This window comes from Streptomyces sannanensis (assembly GCF_039536205.1).
Lineage (GTDB): Bacteria > Actinomycetota > Actinomycetes > Streptomycetales > Streptomycetaceae > Streptomyces > Streptomyces sannanensis.
This window is the reverse complement of the sequence record NZ_BAAAYL010000001.1, coordinates 2,864,931-2,881,853: the sequence shown is the minus strand read 5'-3', so window position 1 is coordinate 2,881,853 and position 16,923 is coordinate 2,864,931. Positions and strand designations below refer to the sequence as shown.

The 16,923-nt window shown below is 71.0% G+C and carries 13 protein-coding genes, 1 tRNA gene and 1 pseudogene; 6 read left to right on the top strand and 9 right to left on the bottom strand.

The features are described 5' to 3' along the window. Positions 1-97: 97 nt before the first annotated feature. The 3 genes from ABD858_RS13445 to ABD858_RS13435 form a co-directional block, all read right to left on the bottom strand. Complete coding sequence (locus ABD858_RS13445) at positions 98-1,072, bottom strand: ribose-phosphate diphosphokinase (protein WP_345036995.1); 975 nt, start codon at positions 1,070-1,072, stop codon at positions 98-100. Positions 1,073-1,202: 130 nt separating this feature from the next. Next, entirely contained in the window at positions 1,203-2,651 is a 1,449-nt protein-coding gene (gene glmU / locus ABD858_RS13440) for a bifunctional UDP-N-acetylglucosamine diphosphorylase/glucosamine-1-phosphate N-acetyltransferase GlmU (protein ID WP_345036993.1), read from the bottom strand. Positions 2,652-2,766: 115 nt separating this feature from the next. Continuing rightward, positions 2,767-2,837: transfer RNA gene (locus ABD858_RS13435), tRNA-Gln, on the bottom strand. Positions 2,838-3,278: 441 nt separating this feature from the next. On the opposite strand from ABD858_RS13435, the gene ABD858_RS13430 reads away from it, so the two are divergent. Next, positions 3,279-4,598 carry a sensor histidine kinase gene (locus tag ABD858_RS13430; RefSeq protein ID WP_345036991.1) on the top strand — a complete coding sequence of 440 codons (1,320 nt, stop codon included), beginning with the start codon at positions 3,279-3,281 and terminating at the stop codon, positions 4,596-4,598. A 15-nt stretch (positions 4,599-4,613) separates the two neighbouring features. Here ABD858_RS13430 and ABD858_RS13425 read toward each other — a convergent pair whose 3' ends face one another. Both ABD858_RS13425 and ABD858_RS13420 read right to left on the bottom strand, forming a co-directional pair. Next, a complete protein-coding gene (locus ABD858_RS13425) occupies positions 4,614-5,102 on the bottom strand; it encodes an SUKH-3 domain-containing protein (RefSeq protein WP_345036988.1) in 489 nt (162 codons plus the stop codon). A gap of 2 nt (positions 5,103-5,104) precedes the next feature. Continuing rightward, positions 5,105-5,617, bottom strand: a complete 513-nt coding sequence (locus ABD858_RS13420; protein WP_345036986.1) for a YwqJ-related putative deaminase — start codon at positions 5,615-5,617, stop codon at positions 5,105-5,107. A gap of 218 nt (positions 5,618-5,835) precedes the next feature. Between ABD858_RS13420 and ABD858_RS13415 the strand changes: the two genes are divergently transcribed. The 3 genes from ABD858_RS13415 to ABD858_RS13405 all read left to right on the top strand — a co-directional run bounded on the left by ABD858_RS13415 (position 5,836) and on the right by ABD858_RS13405 (position 10,177). Beyond that, positions 5,836-6,849 (top strand): SMI1/KNR4 family protein, encoded by a 1,014-nt coding sequence (locus ABD858_RS13415; protein ID WP_345036984.1) that lies wholly within the window; start codon positions 5,836-5,838, stop codon positions 6,847-6,849. A 7-nt stretch (positions 6,850-6,856) separates the two neighbouring features. Continuing rightward, positions 6,857-9,160, top strand: coding sequence for an SUKH-4 family immunity protein (locus ABD858_RS13410; protein ID WP_345036982.1), 2,304 nt, complete (start codon positions 6,857-6,859; stop codon positions 9,158-9,160). A gap of 126 nt (positions 9,161-9,286) precedes the next feature. Further along, on the top strand, positions 9,287-10,177 hold the full coding sequence (locus ABD858_RS13405) for a cellulose-binding protein (protein WP_345036981.1): 891 nt from the start codon (positions 9,287-9,289) through the stop codon (positions 10,175-10,177). A gap of 49 nt (positions 10,178-10,226) precedes the next feature. Here ABD858_RS13405 and ABD858_RS13400 read toward each other — a convergent pair. After that, a pseudogene (locus ABD858_RS13400) lies at positions 10,227-10,754 on the bottom strand (hypothetical protein); the annotation flags it as partial. Positions 10,755-11,103: 349 nt separating this feature from the next. On the opposite strand from ABD858_RS13400, the gene ABD858_RS13395 reads away from it, so the two are divergent. Next, positions 11,104-11,892 (top strand): ABC transporter ATP-binding protein, encoded by a 789-nt coding sequence (locus ABD858_RS13395; protein ID WP_345036979.1) that lies wholly within the window; start codon positions 11,104-11,106, stop codon positions 11,890-11,892. Continuing rightward, the gene (locus ABD858_RS13390; RefSeq protein WP_345036978.1) at positions 11,889-14,474 is read left to right on the top strand and encodes an ABC transporter permease; all 2,586 of its coding nucleotides are present in this window, start codon (positions 11,889-11,891) and stop codon (positions 14,472-14,474) included. The genes ABD858_RS13395 and ABD858_RS13390 overlap by 4 nt, the downstream gene beginning before the upstream one ends. Before the next feature lie 46 nt (positions 14,475-14,520). Here the strand turns inward: ABD858_RS13390 and ABD858_RS13385 are convergent, their stop codons facing one another. From ABD858_RS13385 to ABD858_RS13375, 3 genes are read right to left on the bottom strand one after another with little or no spacing between them, the layout of a single operon-like run. Continuing rightward, a complete protein-coding gene (locus ABD858_RS13385) occupies positions 14,521-15,951 on the bottom strand; it encodes a DUF2079 domain-containing protein (RefSeq protein ID WP_345036977.1) in 1,431 nt (476 codons plus the stop codon). A 30-nt stretch (positions 15,952-15,981) separates the two neighbouring features. Next, positions 15,982-16,395, bottom strand: a complete 414-nt coding sequence (locus tag ABD858_RS13380) for a hypothetical protein (protein WP_345036976.1) — start codon at positions 16,393-16,395, stop codon at positions 15,982-15,984. Next, positions 16,388-16,891 carry a SigE family RNA polymerase sigma factor gene (locus tag ABD858_RS13375; RefSeq protein WP_345036973.1) on the bottom strand — a complete coding sequence of 168 codons (504 nt, stop codon included), beginning with the start codon at positions 16,889-16,891 and terminating at the stop codon, positions 16,388-16,390. The genes ABD858_RS13380 and ABD858_RS13375 overlap by 8 nt, the downstream gene beginning before the upstream one ends. Positions 16,892-16,923 lie beyond the last annotated feature (32 nt).

Sequence of the window (16,923 nt, the reverse complement as noted above, 5' to 3'; positions counted from 1 at the left end):
ATGAGTACGGCCTCCCTCGCCGAGCAACTCAGTGAGTCTACCCGGCGGGGAGGCCGCCCTCAAAAGTGATCTTCAGTGCCCTCCGGGCACGGGCGATCTACTGCTCCTCGAAGAGGCTCGTCACCGAACCGTCCTCGAAGACCTCGCGCACCGCGCGGGCGATCGTCGGTGCGATCGACAGCACCGTGATCTTGTCGAGCTCCAGGTTGTCCGGGTCGGGCAGGGTGTTCGTGAACACGAACTCGCTGACCTTGGAGTTCTTCAGACGGTCGGCCGCCGGGCCCGACAGCACACCGTGCGTGGCCGTCACGATGACGTCCTCCGCGCCGTGCGCGAACAGCGCGTCGGCGGCGGCGCAGATGGTGCCACCAGTGTCGATCATGTCGTCGACCAGGACACAGATGCGGCCCTTCACATCACCGACGACCTCGTGGACGGTGACCTGATTGGCCACGTCCTTGTCACGGCGCTTGTGCACGATCGCCAGCGGCGCGTCCAGCCGGTCGCACCAGCGGTCGGCGACCCGGACACGGCCGGCGTCCGGGGAGACCACCGTCAGCTTGGACCGGTCCACCTTGGCGCCCACGTAGTCGGCGAGGACCGGCAGGGCGGACAGGTGGTCGACCGGGCCGTCGAAGAAGCCCTGGATCTGGTCGGTGTGCAGGTCGACCGTGAGGATGCGGTCGGCACCGGCCGTCTTCATGAGGTCGGCGATCAGACGGGCCGAGATCGGCTCACGACCGCGGTGCTTCTTGTCCTGCCGGGCGTAGCCGTACGACGGGATGATCACGGTGATGCTCCGGGCCGAGGCCCGCTTCAGAGCATCGATCATGATCAGCTGCTCCATGATCCACTTGTTGATCGGAGCCGTGTGGCTCTGGATCAGGAAGCAGTCCGCGCCACGCGCGGATTCCTGGTAGCGGACGTAGATCTCACCGTTGGCGAAATCGAACGCCTTGGTCGGCACGAGACCGACGCCCAGCTGATGTGCGACCTCCTCGGCCAGCTCGGGGTGGGCGCGGCCGGAGAAGAGCATCAGCTTCTTCTCGCCGGTCGTCTTGATCCCGGTCACAGGACTGTCTCCTCAGACGTGATGTTCCGCTGCTGCACCCGCACTCCTGTAACCAGCACAGTCCCTGTGCAGCGAGCCGCCGAATCGTGCATCTATCACGGTACGCCGAGATCGGCGTAGCGTTTTCCGGTCAGCTTTCGTCGGCGCCGTCCTCGGCCGCCGCCTGCGCCGCCTGCGCCGCCGCACTACCCGGACGCTTACGGGCCACCCAACCCTCGATATTCCGCTGCTGACCGCGCGCAACCGCCAGTGAACCGGGCGGCACATCCTTGGTGATCACGGAGCCGGCGGCGGTGTAGGCGCCGTCCCCGACTGTGACAGGCGCAACAAACATGTTGTCCGAGCCGGTCTTGCAGTGCGAGCCGATCGTCGAGTGGTGCTTGGCCTCGCCGTCGTAGTTCACGAAGACCGTCGCCGCGCCGATGTTCGTGAAGTCACCGATCGTCGCGTCGCCCACGTACGACAGGTGCGGCACCTTCGTGCCCTCACCGACCGTCGCGTTCTTCATCTCCACATACGTACCGGCCTTGGACTTCGGGCCCAGCTTCGTCCCGGGCCGCAGATACGCGAACGGGCCCACGGAGGCGCTCTCGCCGACCTCGGCGCGCTCCGCCACCGAGTTGTCCACCCGCGCACCCGCGCCGACCGTGGTGTCCTTCAGCCGCGTGTTCGGGCCCACCTCCGCACCCTCCGCGAGATGCGTGGCACCCAGCAGCTGCGTACCCGGGTGCACGACCGCGTCCCGCTCGAAGGTCACCGTCACGTCGACGAGCACCGACGCCGGGTCCACCACCGTCACGCCGGCCATCATGGCCCGCTCCAGCAGCCGTTCGTTCAGCAGCCGGCGCGCGTCCGCGAGCTGCACACGGTTGTTGATGCCCAGGATCTCCCGGTGGTCGGCGGCCACCGACGCACCCACCCGGTGGCCCGCCTCGCGCAGGATGCCGAGGACGTCCGTGAGGTACTCCTCGCCCTGGCTGTTGTCCGTACGCACCTTGCCCAGCGCTTCTTCGAGCAGCTGCCCGTCGAACGCGAACACCCCGGAGTTGATCTCCCGGATCGCCCGCTGCTCGTCCGTCGCGTCCTTGTGCTCCACGATCGCGGTCACCGCACCGGTCGCCTCGTCCCGCACGATCCGCCCGTAGCCGGTCGAGTCCGGCACCTCGGCGGTCAGCACGGTCACGGCATTGCCGTCGACGGCATGCGTCCGCGCGAGCTGGGTCAGGGTGTCGCCGGTCAGTAGCGGAGTGTCGCCGCACACGACGACGACGGTCCCTTCCACGCCGCCGCCGAGCTCGTCCAGCGCCATGCGCACGGCGTGGCCGGTGCCGTTCTGCTCGTACTGAACAGCGGTGCGCACCCCGGCATCGATCGCCCCGAGGTGCGCGGCGACCTGCTCACGGGCGTGGCCGACCACCACGACGAGGTTCGCGGGGTCCAGCTCACGGGCGGCGGCGACGACGTGTCCGACGAGCGAACGCCCGCAGATCTCGTGCAGAACCTTGGGGGTGGCCGACTTCATGCGGGTGCCCTCACCCGCTGCGAGTACGACGACGGCGGCCGGGCGATTGGCGCTCACGGGAATGCCCTTCGGCTTTTGCTTCGGGTGGTGGACGTCCCGAGGATACCGGGGGGTTTCGAGCGTGAAACGAGTACGGGTCCTGACCTGTGCGGTCAGGACCCGTCGTTCGGGGCTCCCGAGGAAGGAATCGAACCCTCATTCAATGGACCAAAACCATTTGTCCTGCCATTAGACGACTCGGGATAGTTTGCGCGTCGTGTCCGATTTTCTTGATCGGTCGAGCGTGCAGCCACCACTATGCCGTACCACCAGCCCTCGACGCGACGATACAAGTCGGCGCTTTGTCGCGCGTGGATGGCGAGGCGGCTGCGGAACGGCTCACCGGTGTTCTCGCGCTTGGTCCTTGGGTTGTGTTTCTCGAGTGTGGTCTCCCCAGGTGTCGTGGCGTCGACGCCCACCGGGGCGGCCCGGAACTGCTCTGGTCCCGCAGGCCACTCGTGCCGTCGCGTCCCGGCGTCGGATTTCGCTCATGCGGTCACCCTCGTCCGAAATCCGGACATCCGAGTCGAAAGTCCTGTCGATTCACCAGTTCGAGCGATCTGTGCACGGATCGCTACCGCATCACCACTTTCTGTGGTTGATAAGTAGCGGGAAAGGACTCGATGGCGCCCGTAGGGTGGACACATGACCGCAACGGGGGCGAGCCAGGACGCCGCGGCGCGAACCGCGCGCCGCGGCTGGTGGTGGTGGGATCGGCGGCGCAGTGTCGCGCTGGACGTGGGGCTCGGGCTGCTCTCCGCGCTGGAATGTGCGAGCGAGGGGGTGGAATTCGCCGGGGATGCCGGGCTGCCTGTTCCGGCCGGGGTGCTGTTCGGGCTGCTCGTGGGGGCCGTGCTGACGCTGCGGCGGCGGTGGCCGATCGCCGTGGTGCTGGTGTCGATCGCGGTCACGCCGGCCGAGATGGGCTACGTGATGGCCGTCGTGGGGCTGTACACGCTGGCCGCTTCCGAGGTGCCGCGCCGGATCATCTCGGTGCTGGCCGGGATGCAGCTGTTGGGGACGTTCATCGTGACGTTCGTGGAGCTGCGGCGGGGCCTGGACGGTGACACCGATTTCGATCCGGGGCTCTGGTATGTGCCGACGCTGGCGCTGTTCATGTCGTTGGGGATGGCCGCGCCGCCGCTGTTCTTCGGGTTGTACATCGGGGCGAGGCGGCGGCTGATGGAGAGCCTGCGGGAGCGGGCGGACTCGTTGGAGCGGGAGTTGTCGCTGCTCGCGGACCGGGCCGAGGAGCGGGCGGAGTGGGCCCGTAGGGAGGAACGGACCCGGATAGCCCGGGAGATGCACGACGTGGTGGCGCACCGGGTGAGCCTGATGGTGGTTCATGCGACGGCGTTGCAGGCGGTGGCGTTGAAGGATCCGCAGAAGGCGGTGAAGAACGCGGCGCTGGTGGGCGACATGGGCCGGCAGGCGTTGACGGAGCTGCGCGAGATGCTGGGGGTGCTGCGTTCGCCGGTGTCGAAGCCGAAGGAGGAGCCGGCACCCGCGCCGGAGGCCCAGGCGGTCCAGGCGGCTCAGGCGGCCCGGGTGGCTCCCGCTGTGGAGGAGGCGGGGCCGTCGCTGGCGGATCTGGAGGCGCTGGTGGGTCAGTCCCGGGAGGCCGGGATGACGGTGGTGCTGTCGGTGCAGGGTGATCCGCGGCTGTATGCGCCGGTGGTGGAGCAGACGGCGTACCGGGTGGTGCAGGAGGCGTTGACGAACGTCCACAAGCACGCGGCGGGTGCGGAGACCTGGGTGCGGCTGGCTCACCGGGGCGGTGAGGTGGCGATGCAGGTGGAGAACGGTCCGTCGGACGCGGCGGCGCGCGACGCGGGGCTGCCGAGTGGTGGCAACGGCCTGGTGGGTATGCGGGAGCGGGTGACGGCGTTGGGCGGGGTGTTCGTCTCCGGTCCGACGGATGCGGGCGGTTTCCGGGTCTCCGCGGTGCTGCCCGCGTCGGGCTGAGCGTCGGGGCGGGCGTCAGGCGGATGTGAGACGGACCGGCTGGATTCCGGTGAGGAGTGTGTTGAGGGCCTCGTCGAGGCCGGGGCCGAGGTACCAGTCGCCGGTGTGGTCGATGCTGTAGACGCGGCCTTCGGCGTCGATGGCGAGTACGGCCTGTGCGTCGCCCTCCTCTCCGAGCGGGGCGACCTCGGTGTCGAGTGCGCGGCCGAGGTCGGCGAGGGTGCGGGCGAGGTGGAGTCCGGCGAGCGGGTCGAAGCGGATGGGGTTGACCGCGTTCTGCCGGCCGGGGCCGGGCCAGGTGATGCGCAGTCCGCCGAATTCGGCCCAGGCTTCGATGGCGGCGGGGAAGACGGTGTGCCGGTGCCCGGCGGGGGAGATGTGGGCGCTGAGGGTGTCGGCCCAGTTTTCGGCTTGTCCGATGTCCCAGCGGCCGGGCTGCCAGCCGGAGGCGCGCAGGGCGGCGTCGACGTGGACCGGGAAGCGTGCGGTGTTGGTGTCCGGCACGGTCAGCCCTTCTCGGAGGCGGAGGTCGGGTCGACGGGGCGTACGCCGAAATGGTCGAGGAGCGCGGAGCAGGAGCGGCAGGGCGGGGCGTAGCTGCCGTGCAGGGGGTCGCCGTCCTCGCGGATGCGGCGGGCGGTGAGTTTGGAGTTCTTGAGGGCGCGGCGTGCTTCGCCGTGGGTGAGCGGTTTGCGCTGGGCGCGTTTGGATCGGCCGGCTTCGGCGGCGGTGAGGTGGTGGGAGAGCAGGATCGCTTCGGGGCAGCGTCCGGTGAAGCGTTCGCGTTGGTTGCCGGTGAGGGTGTCGAGGTAGTCCTGGACGAGCGGGTGCAGTGCGGGTGGCTGGTCGCCTCGGCCGGCGGTGCAGGTGAGGGTGGTGCCGCGGACGGAGAGGGCGGCGGCGACGGTGGGCAGGATGCCGTCGCGGCGGTGACGGAGCGTGGGGTGCGGGCCGTCGTTCCCGGTGCTGCTCCAGTTGAGGCGTGGGTCGGCCGATTTGCTTGTCTGTGCCGTGCGCATGGTGCTGTTTTCCCTCCCGGTGCAATCCCCCGAGTTGCGGGGACAGCCTGCCAAATGTGTCCGGCGGTACGGAAGCGGGGGCGTGCATATGTGCAGATCCTTCGGCAATCGGTCACTTGTTCGTGACGGTATGTCACTGCCGAGCGAGGGGCGGGGTCCGGTATTGCGGCACCGCATAGGCTGTGCTGAACCAGCCAGCATCAGCAGGGGGCAACGCTATGACGACAGGTCCGATCGGGCTGGGGGCACCTCCCGGCCCCCAGGGCCGGGGGAATGCCGCGCCACCGAACGCGGCCTACGCCGGGCAGGTCGTGCATTTCCCGGATCCGGTCCGGGCCTCCCGTCACCCCGGAGGGGTGCGGGTGGATGAGAACGGCTTTCCGGACTTCTCGCCGTACGCGCGTGCCGCCGCAGAGATCGCGGAGCCTCCGGAGGGCTTCGGTGTCGACGAGTTGAGGCTCACCGACTACGTTTCGGCCAATGCGGCGCTGTCGGCTTCCGGTCACGAGCTGTGGGACACGGTCCCGGCGGTGGCCACGCCGCACGGCTGGACGTGGCATCACGTGCCCGGGGCCCGGCGGATGGAGCTCGTACCGGTCGAGGTGAAGGCCCTGCTGCGGCATCATGGCGGGCTCGCGACGTCCGGTGCCGACCAGGACAAGCGGGGTACGCGGCCGCTCCAGGAGACCCGGCCGGCTCATTTCGCGGTGCCGAAGGGCGAGGTCGCGGTGACCGAGCAGCAGATCCTGGGCGTCGAGGAGGACCTCGGCTACCGGCTGCCGGGCGCCTACCGCGATTTCCTCAAGGCAGCGGGCGGTTGTGCGCCGGTGGGTGCGGCGCTGGACGCCGAGCTGGGGCTGCTGGTGGACCAGCCGTTCTTCACGGTGCGGGACGCGGCCGCGGTCAATGACCTGATGTACGTCAACAAGTGTCTGCGTGACCATCTGACGAAGGATTACCTGGGCGTCGGTTTCGTGCAGGGCGGGCTGTTGGCTGTCAAGGTGCGGGGATCGGGCCTCGGTTCGGTGTGGTTCTGCCCGCACGACGACGGCCGGGACCGCAACGGCTGGTCCGTGGGCGAGCGGGTCGAGCGGCTGCTGCTGCCGTGCGGCTCGGACTTCGACGCCTTTCTGCAGCGTCTGGCGGGCAATCCGCCGGAGCTGGAGACCGTGGCGAACCTGATGGTGGACGGCGGCTTCGCGCGTGCCGTCCCGGTCTCGGCGGAGGGGTGACGGTCCGATGGTGACGTTCGCGCAGGCACAGGAGCGCGCGGAAGAGTGGTTCAACGGCGACGTGTCCGCGTACCAGCACCGCGAGGTGCGAGTGCGGGAGTTCGAGCTGGGTTTCGTGGTGTGGGCGGAGGACCGCCCGGAGGGCCCGACGTCGGGCGGCGGCCGTCAGCGGCTGGTCATCGCGCGGGACAGCGGTGAGGCCACACTGTGGCCCGGCCTGCCGGTGGGCGAGGTGATCCGCCGGTACGAGGAGGAGTACGGCGCGGTGGCGGAGGCGGCGTCGCCGGAGCCGCCGGCCCGTATCGATCTGAACCAGACGTCGTTCCTGCTGAGCCCTCCGGAGTGGCTCCAGGACGCGGCGGACCGTATGGGCATCCCGGGTTCACCCGCGGAGCCCCAGGACGCGTCTCCCGGTTCCGGGGACGGGGGTGCTCCCTCGTCCGGCGGGGCCCGTGTGGCGGACGCGTGGCCCGGTGCTCCGGGCAGTGAGGGGCGGGCCGTGGCCTGGCCCGAGAACGGGGACGGCCGTGAGCCCACGGATCGGGACGGGGTGCCGGCTTCGTCGACGCCGTGGGCCGGCACCGACACCAACTCCGGTCCCGACGACGCTTCCGTACCGCTGCCGGAGACCGTGTTCGCGCCGCCGCTCTCCGGTTCGGACGACGACGCTCCGCCGCACGCTGCCGAGCCGGGGGCGAGGACCGCGTTGCTGTCCGGCGGCAGCCAGTTGCCGACGACGGCGGTGGCGCCCGCGGTGCCCGGTGCCGGTGACATCGCGGACGCGGTGACCAGCAAGGCCGTGGCCCCGCCGCGTGGCGCGCGGGGCAGCAGCCCGATGACTCCTCCTCCTCCGCCCCCGCCGCCCGGCGCTCCCCGTCTGCCGGGGGCGACTCCGCCGGGTGCGGCGGGCGGGTACGTACCGACGCAGCTGATGTCGCCGGTCGGCCCTGGTGCCCCGCAGCCGCCGGGTCCGCCCGGTGTGCCGGGTACTCCGCCTGCCTCCGGCGGGGGGACCCCCGCGCGTGGGGTGCATCACGAGGCGACGGTGCTGGCGGCGCCGGGGCAGATGGGTGCCGGTCCGAGCGTGCCGCAGCCGCCGGGTCCGCCCGGTGTGCCGGGTACTCCGCCTGCCTCCGGCGGGGGGACCCCCGCGCGTGGGGTGCATCACGAGGCGACGGTGCTGGCGGCGCCGGGGCAGATGGGTGCCGGTCCGAGCGTGCCGCAGCCGCCGGGTCCGCCCGGTGTGCCCCCCGGACCGCCGCTGCCGCCGCAGCCGCCGCAGGGGCAGCGGCCGCAGCCTCCGGCCTCCGGCTATCCGCAGCAGCCGGCCGGTCAGCCGACCGTCGGCCCCGGCTACCAGGCCGTGCTGCGCTATCGGGCCGCGGACGGCACCGAGCAGCAGCTCATCCGCCGTTCGGCGCCGGGCACCCCGCACCCGGAGTGGCAGATGCTGCACGAGCTGCGCGCCATGAACGTGCCGCCGCAGCAGGTGCTGGAGCTGCACACGGAGCTGGAGTCCTGCGAGCTGCCGGGCGGTTACTGCGCGCGGATGATCCGGGAGACCTGGCCGCAGGTGCGGATCACGAGTGTCGCCCCGTACGGCACGGATCATGCGAGCCGTCGCCAGGGCGTGCAGGCGCTGCTGACGCATCAGGGCGAGCTGCACCAGGTCGCGGACGGGCCGGCGCGGCCTGCGCCGGTGCGTGCGCCGCTGCCTCAGGTGCAGCCGGCGCCGCTGATCCCTCCGGAGGGGATCGCGCACGAACTCCTGGGCGCCTTCGGCCCGCAGGGCGTGTTCCGCTTCGACCAGCGGGCGGTGTCCCGGCAGGGTGTGCCGGACGTCGTGGGGCGCACTCTGGTGTGGGCGGGTCTGCCGGTGGACATGGGCCCGTTCTTCTGGGCGCACGCGGTGCCGGGGCAGCCGGTGCCGACGCTGGCGGAACTGGCGCAGCAGCGCGGGGTGCAGCCGGCGGCGGACGCGGCGTCGTACCTCGTGATGGGCAGCGACTTCGGCAGGGCGATCTGTGTCCAGTACGGGACGGCGCACATCGTGGCCGTGCCGGTGGAGGCGGGGCCCGGCGGGCAGCCGGTGCCGCCGCAGTTCGTGAACAGCGGGCTGCCGGAGTTCGTGCGCTGTCTGGCGATGCTGGGCCGCATGTGGCGGCTGCGTTTCGGGCTGAACCCGGAGCAGGCGGGCCGCTGGACGGTCGATTTCCAGGTGCAGCTGGCCGCGCTGGACCCGGCGGCGCTGGCATCGCCGGAGAGCTGGTGGTCAGTGCTGCTGGAGCAGATGTGGGACGGGCTGCTCTGACGCGAGCCGCAGGCCGGGGCGCCCACCGTGTTCGTACACGGTGGGCGTCTTTTTTCGTCTCTCGACTTGCATATGGGCGGAGTGTCACGTTATGGGGATTTCGCTCTGATCCATCAAGATGTGCGCATGATGAGCGCACTCGTGTCACCTCAGGGCTTCGCCGCCGCGCGGGGCCGTGGCTACCGCCCGGAACAGGTCGACCGTGTGGTCGTCGCACTGTCCCGGGAACGCGACGCGGCGTGGGAGCGTGCCGCCCGTCTCACCGTTCTCGCGAAGGAGATGGAGGCCGGGGCGGCCGTGCTCCGGGAGCGGGTCGCCGAGCTGGTTCCGCAGCGGTACGCCTCGCTCGGCGAGCGCGCCCAGCAGCTGTTCGCCCTCGCGGAGGAGGAGGCCGAGGCGGTACGGTCCGCCGCGACGGAGGAGGCGCGGGAGATCCTGGGCGCGTCGGAGGCCACGGCGCGGCGGCTGGGAGAGGCGGCACGCGAGTACGCGGACGAGGTACGGACTCAGGCCGAGGCCCGTGCCGAGCAGATGCTGCGGTACGCGCGTCAGCGGGCGGAGGAGATGTGCACGGAGGCGTGCCGCGAGGCGGAGGGGCGGCGCGGCGAGGCGCTGGCCGCGCTGGAGGACGTACGGCAGCGCACCTCGGGGGTGCTGGGCGAACTCGCGCAGGATCATGCGGGGCGGCTGGAGGCGGTGGGCCGGGAACACGTCGGCCGCGAGAAGGAGTCGGGCGCGCGGGAAGCCGAACGGATCGCGTACGCGGAGGCCGCGCTGGCGGAGGCCGAGCGCGCCCTCACGGAGGCGGAGGAGCAGGCCCGCCGTGTCCAGGAGGACGCGGAGTCGCGAGGAGCGGAACTGATCGCGCAGGCGCTGGTGCGGGCGGAACGGATCGGGCGGGACACGGAGCGGGTGCTGCGGGAGCACGCGGAGACGCGTGAGCAGCTGCAGGCGCACATGGCGCACGTCCAGGACAGCCTGGCAGCTCTCACCGGCCGGGCCCGGGCCGAGAGCTGACTCACCGTTTCACCTTCCGGCTCGCGCGCGGTGTACGGCGAACGGCTCCTCAGTCCCGGTCCGGCGTCGCCTCCGAGAGGACCGGGAACCGCCGCGGCGCGAGGAACAGCAGCACCAGCGGCGCCAGACCGACCGCGCACGCGGCGCCGAGGTGGACGGAGCCGACGGCGGCCGCCACGGCGTGGCGCAGTTCTTCGGTCGCGTCGGCGCCGAGGGGCGCGGGGTCGTCGAGTGCGCAGGCGGCGGAGTCGAGGTCGGCCCCGGACGCGAGGCGGGCGGCGAGGACCCCGTTGGCGACGGCCCCGAAGAGCGCCGCGCCCACGCTCTGGCCGACCTGGCGGCAGAAGAGGACCGACGAGGTCGTCGTGCCGCGCTCGGCCCAGCCGACGGTCGACTGGACGCCGACGATCAGCGGGAGTTGGAAGAGTCGGGCCGCGCCGAGCAACGCGAGTGAGGGAGCGGAGAGCCAGGGCCAGGCGATGCCGCCCTGGACGAGGGCGGTGAGGAGCAGGGCGCCGGTCGCGAAGACGCAGAGGGCGCCCGGCCAGTCGACGCGGGGTACGGCGTCGTCGGCGGGGGACTTCGCGGCCGGCGTCGCTTCGCCCGTCCGGGGAGATTCCTTCCCTGTACACCTATCTGGCCGGAGAGACCTGCTCACTTGAGACTGACGCAGAGGTAGGGCGCTGTCTCCCCGAGACGTCTCCCCCGGAAGGCGGAGAACCCCTAAGGGCGACTCCCTACTTCAGGGCAGGGAACGGTGGTACCGGCGGCGGAGGAGACGAGGGGCTTTCGCCCCTAGCGTGTGAGGGGTGGGGATAACCCCCCCATAAAGACGGGACCGCTCCCCACTGCGTCCGGGCCCCGCCGCGAGCAGACTCAGAACGTAATCAGCGATCAGCGATCACCACATCTTGAGGAGACGCACCGTGACAACGGCTGTGACCAATCCCAGGCAAGGGAGCACTGGAGGGCGATCGGCCGTTGCCGCGCGGGCGCGTCAGGTCGTCAAGGCGTACGGTGCGGGGGAGACCCGTGTCGTCGCGCTGGACCATGTCGACGTGGACATCGCGCGCGGGCAGTTCACCGCGATCATGGGCCCCTCCGGCTCCGGCAAGTCCACCCTGATGCACTGCCTCGCGGGCCTGGACACCGTGACCTCCGGCGAGATCTACCTCGACGAGACCGAGATCACGAAGCTGAAGGACAAGAAGCTCACCCAGCTGCGCCGGGACCGGATCGGTTTCATCTTCCAGGCCTTCAACCTGCTTCCGACGCTCAACGCGCTCGAGAACATCTCCCTGCCGATGGACATCGCCGGCCGCAGGCCGGACCCGCAGTGGCTGGACCGTGTGGTGGAGACGGTCGGCCTGGCCGGGCGGCTGAAGCACCGTCCGACCCAGCTGTCCGGCGGCCAGCAGCAGCGGGTCGCGGTGGCGCGCGCGCTGGCCGCCCGCCCGGAGATCATCTTCGGTGACGAGCCGACCGGAAACCTGGACTCCCGGGCCGGCGCCGAAGTGCTGGGCTTCCTGCGCAGGTCGGTGGACGAGCTGGGCCAGACCATAGTGATGGTCACTCATGACCCGGTCGCCGCCTCCTACGCCGACCGGGTGCTCTACCTCGCCGACGGCCGGATCGTCGACGAGATGCACGACCCGACGGCCGATCAGGTCCTGGACCGCATGAAGGACTTCGACGCCCGGGGGCGTACGTCATGACCGTGCTGAAGACCTCCATGCGCAACTTCTTCGCGCACAAAGGACGGATGGCGCTCTCCGCCGTCGCGGTCCTGCTGTCGGTGGCGTTCGTGTGCGGCACGCTCGTCTTCACCGACACCATGAACACGACGTTCGACAAGCTGTTCGCGGCGTCGTCGCCGGATGTCATGGTCAGCCCGAAGGGCGGCGCCGCGGGCGACATGGACCAGTTCCCGAAGAGCGGAAAGCCCCCCTCCCTTCCTGCCTCGACCGTCGAGCAGCTGAAGCGGGTGGACGGCGTGAAGTCCGCCGAGGGCGTCGTCGTCAGCATGAGCGTGACGGTCGTCAACAGCAAGAACGAGAACATGGGCTCCAGCACCGGCGCCCCGACGATCGCCGGCAACTGGACGCGCAACGACCTGCGCTCGATGGAGATCACCTCCGGCCACGCCCCTCGTGGCCCGACCGAGGTGATGGTCGACGCCGACACCGCGGACAAGCACGACCTCAAGATCGGTGACGAACTGCGCACCATCGCCGTCACCGGTGACCACACGGCGAAGATCTCCGGAATCGCCACCTTCAAGGTCACCAACCCCGGTGCCGCCGTCGTCTACTTCGACACGGCCACCGCCCAGCGCGAACTTCTCGGTGCGACGGGGCTCTTCAGCAACATCAACGTCGAGGCCGCGCAGGGCGTCACCAACGATCAGCTCAAGCAGAAGATCCGGGCCGAGCTGGCCGGGCTCGGCGGTCCGTACATCGTCCAGACCCAGAAGGAGACCACGGACGCCAATCGCGAGGGCATCGGCTCCTTCCTCGATGTGATGAAGTACGCGATGCTCGGCTTCGCCGGAATCGCCTTCCTCGTCGGCATCTTCCTCATCGTCAACACCTTCTCGATGCTGGTCGCCCAGCGCACCCGCGAGATCGGCCTGATGCGGGCCATCGGAGCCGGCCGCCGGCAGGTCAACCGATCCGTGCTGGTGGAGGCGCTGCTGCTCGGTGTCATCGGCTCGCTGCTGGGCGCCGCCGCCGGTGTCGGTCTTGCCGTCGGCCTGATGAAGCTCATGGGCTCGATGGGCATGGAACTGTCCACCGACGACCTCACGGTGAAGTGGACCACCCCGGCCGTCGGCCTCGCCCTCGGCATCGTGGTCACCGTTCTCGCCGCGTATCTGCCGGCCCGCCGTGCGGGCAAGATCTCCCCGATGGCCGCCCTGCGCGACGCCGGCACCCCGGCGGACGCCAAGGCCGGCCGGATCAGGGCCGCGATCGGCCTGCTGCTGACCGGTGCGGGTGGCGCGGCGCTGTACGCGGCCGCCACCGCGGACAAGGCCGGCCAGGGCTCGATGTTCCTGGGCCTGGGGGTGCTGCTCACGCTCCTTGGCTTCGTCGCCGTCGGCCCGCTGCTGGCCGGCGGGGTGGTCCGGGTGCTCAGCGCGGTCGTCCTGCGCGTCTTCGGCCCGGTCGGGCGGATGGCCGAGCGCAACGCACTGCGCAACCCCCGCCGTACCGGCGCCACGGGCGCCGCGCTGATGATCGGGCTCGCGCTGGTGGCCTGCCTGTCGGTCGTCGGCTCCTCTCTGGTCGCCTCGGCCACGGACCAGCTCGACAAGACGGTCGGCGCGGACTTCATCGTCCAGTCGGAGAACGGCCAGACGATCGTGCCGCAGGCGGCGCAGCGGATGGAGCAGACCCCGGGGCTGGCCCATGTCACCGAGTACAAGCTGGTCAACGTCGAGATCACGACGCCGGACGGCAAGGTGTCCAAGGTGCTCAACGCAGCAACCCCCTCGTACGCCGACGACCTGCGGGTCGAGACCACGCAAGGCAAGCTCAAGGACGCCTACAAGCCGGACTCGATGTCGGTCTTCGAGGGCTTCGCCAAGGACCACGGCATCAAGCTGGGCGACCGGCTGGCGGTCGACTTCGCGGACGGCAGCACCGCGCGGCTGGCGGTGCGGGCGATCACGAGCGACGGCACGACCGTCGACAAGGGCGCGATGTACGCGGACATCGCCACGGTCGCCAGGTACGTCCCGGCCGAGCGGATGCCCAAGAACCAGATCATGTTCGCCAAGGCGGAGGAGGGCAAGGAGAAGGAGGCGTACGCCGCCCTCAAGGACGCCCTCGCCGAGTACCCGCAGTACAAGGTGCGGGACCAGACCGACTTCAAGCAGAACATCAAGGACCAGGTCGGCCAGCTGCTCAACATCGTCTACGGGCTGCTCGCACTGGCGATCATCGTCGCCGTGCTGGGTGTGGTGAACACCCTCGCCCTGTCGGTGGTCGAGCGGACCCGGGAGATCGGCCTGCTGCGGGCGATCGGCCTCTCGCGCCGCCAGCTGCGCCGCATGATCCGTCTGGAGTCGGTGGTCATCGCCCTCTTCGGTGCCCTGCTCGGCCTGGGCCTCGGCATGGGCTGGGGAGCAACGGCCCAGAAGCTGCTGGCCCTCGAAGGCCTGGGCGTGCTGGACATCCCTTGGCCGACGATCCTGACGGTCTTCGTGGGTTCGGCCTTCGTGGGCCTGTTCGCCGCACTGGTCCCGGCGTTCCGGGCAGGGCGGATGAACGTTCTGAACGCCATCGCGACCGACTGACGGTCGCGACGGCCGGCGGACTCCGGCGCGGTGGGTGTGGGGACGCTCACCGGGCCGGGGTCCGCAGCACTATGTAGCCGCCGGCCCGTCCGACGACGGAGTAACGAGCCGTCGGATGCAGTTCCTCGGCGTACGCCACGGGGTCGTCGACCCAGCCCGACGCCACGTCAAGCGCCACGTACTCCGGGACCACACCCTTGGTTCCCCCGATCCAGTAGACCTGGCACCGCGAGGTCAGCCGGCTCACGGGGCCGATGTTCGCCTCGACCGTCGCCCCGTCCGGTATGCGCTCCAGCAGCTTCTCGGCGGCGACGACGTCCGGACTCCTGCGGTACGTCGCCGGATCGGTGAGCGCCGACAGCGGCAGCTCGGTCGTCAGCGTGAGCGCCACCGCGGCGGCACAGGCCGGAGCGTGCCGCGCGTAGGCACGCAGCCAGTGGCGGGAGCTGCGGCGTGCGATGTCCACGGCGTCGGCGAACGCGAGCAGGATGACAGGCATCAGCACGGCGTTGTAGTGCCAGTCCGTGCCCCAGTAGTGGTCGTCGGAGGAGAGAAAGCGCCAGCCGAGGGTGGGCAGTGCGACCAGCAGCAGGGGCGAGCGCAGTGCCAGCAGTCCGGTGGTCGGCAGCAACAGCCAGGCGAGTGTGCTGAGTTTGACGCCGACGGCCGTGGTGAGGGGGTTGCCGCCGCCGTCGACCTTGCCCCAGTAGTCGTATGCGCCCGTGGAGTTGAAGGCCGGGATGACGACCGTGAGGGTCACCAGGGTGGCCAGTACCCCGAACACGGCCACCCCCAGCGCGTACGGCACGGTGCGCGGCGACTCCTGGCGCGCCCGTATCGCCACGACGACCGCGACGGCGGCCACCGTCACCCCCAGGTCCTCCTTGACCAGCACCAGTGGCAGCGCCCACCCCAGGGCCGCCCGCCACCGGTGTGCCAGCAGCGCCTCCAGCGAGAACGCGAGCAGGGGGACGGCGAAGCAGATCTCGTGGAAGTCGAAGTCGACGGCACGCTGGATGCCCCACGACAGCCCGTAGGCGACCCCGAGCGCGAGCCCCTGCCCCCGCCCCAGCAGCCGGGCGGCGGCCCGCGTGACCGGCACGGCGGAGAGCGCGAACAGCGCGGCCTGCGCGACGAGCAGCGTCACCGGTGAGGGGAAGAGCCGGTAGAGGGGTGCGAGCAGGGCGGTGACGGGGCTGAAGTGGTCCCCGAGGATATTGGTCCCGGGCCCCTTGAGGTCGGCGACGGGGACCTGGAGGTGAGCGTAGGCGCGGATGGCCTGCTCGAAGATCCCCAGGTCCCAGGAGCGGGTCTCCAGCCGCCAGTACCGGCAGACGGAGACCGTGGCGTAGGCGACGAAGAGAACGGCGGCGAGCACGAAGGGGTCCCGTCGTCCGGTGGACGGATGTGCGACGCCAAGTGGCCGGGGCGTCGCCTCCGTCCTGATGCCGGACACGGTGAGGAGAGCTCCGGGCATGGGGTGAATCCTTCGGTGGAGGGGGCAAGGTCAGGGCGTCTTCGGCGGCACCCAGCCGGACGGCGGCGGTGCCGAGGACGAGGAGGAGGACGAGGGCGACGGCGGGGCGCTCGGCGACCCGCTCGGCACCGGACTCGCGGACCTGTACGACGGCGAGGGACGCTCCGAGGGCGTCGACGACCGCGTCGGCGCCGGCGGGGCCGCGGGCCGCGCCGGGTCCGCGGCGCCCAGGTGGTGAGCGGTCAGCGCGCCCGTACCGGCGAACAGGCACACGGCACACGCCGCCGCCACCGCGTACGTACGGCGCCTGCGACGCGCGCCCAGCGCCGACACCCATGCGGCCGGCGCGGGTACCAGCGCGTGCCCGCCCGCCGCCGCGGCTCGCTTGAGCGCGTCGGCCAGAAAGGTCTCATCGGGGTCATGGACATCGGAGAACTCAGACACCGTGCTCCTCCGGCGTGATCGAGTCGTCGAGGTGAGAGGCGAGCGCGGCCCTGGCACGGAACAGATGGGCCTTGACGGTGCCGACGGAGATTCCGGTCTCCGCGGCGACCTGGGCGACGGTGAGGTCGCACACGTAGTGCAGGACGGCGACCCGCCGCTGCCGGGCCGGCAACTGCCGCAACGCGGCGACCAGCGCGACCGTGCCGGGGTCCGGCGCGGGGGCGGCCCCGGGCCGCCCGTCGGCCTGCCGCCGCCAGGCCTCGGCCGCCCGCCCGCGCCTGCGCCACCGGCTGACCGCGAGCCGCCAGGCGACGGTTCTGATCCAGGCCTCGGGGCCGGCGTCGCGGTGCAGCCGGGACCGCCGCCCCCAGGCCCGTACGAATGCCTCCTGGACCACGTCCTGGGCCTCATGGAGGTCCCCGGTCATCAAGTAGATCTGCCCGACCAGCTGTTTTACGCAAGCACCGTAGAACTCCTCGAACTCCTCGACGGTCAAGTGCGGGCTCCCCGGTGCCTGTGGGTGGTGAG

What these genes read in the sequence shown, in the direction of transcription:
- ABD858_RS13430 (WP_345036991.1), top strand. Translation starts at nt 3,279, where the DNA reads ATGACCGCAACGGGGGCGAGCCAGGACGCCGCGGCGCGAACCGCGCGC.
- ABD858_RS13420 (WP_345036986.1), bottom strand. Translation starts at nt 5,617, where the DNA reads ATGCGCACGGCACAGACAAGCAAATCGGCCGACCCACGCCTCAACTGG.
- ABD858_RS13415 (WP_345036984.1), top strand. Translation starts at nt 5,836, where the DNA reads ATGACGACAGGTCCGATCGGGCTGGGGGCACCTCCCGGCCCCCAGGGC.
- ABD858_RS13410 (WP_345036982.1), top strand. Translation starts at nt 6,857, where the DNA reads ATGGTGACGTTCGCGCAGGCACAGGAGCGCGCGGAAGAGTGGTTCAAC.
- ABD858_RS13405 (WP_345036981.1), top strand. Translation starts at nt 9,287, where the DNA reads ATGATGAGCGCACTCGTGTCACCTCAGGGCTTCGCCGCCGCGCGGGGC.
- ABD858_RS13390 (WP_345036978.1), top strand. Translation starts at nt 11,889, where the DNA reads ATGACCGTGCTGAAGACCTCCATGCGCAACTTCTTCGCGCACAAAGGA.
- ABD858_RS13385 (WP_345036977.1), bottom strand. Translation starts at nt 15,951, where the DNA reads ATGCCCGGAGCTCTCCTCACCGTGTCCGGCATCAGGACGGAGGCGACG.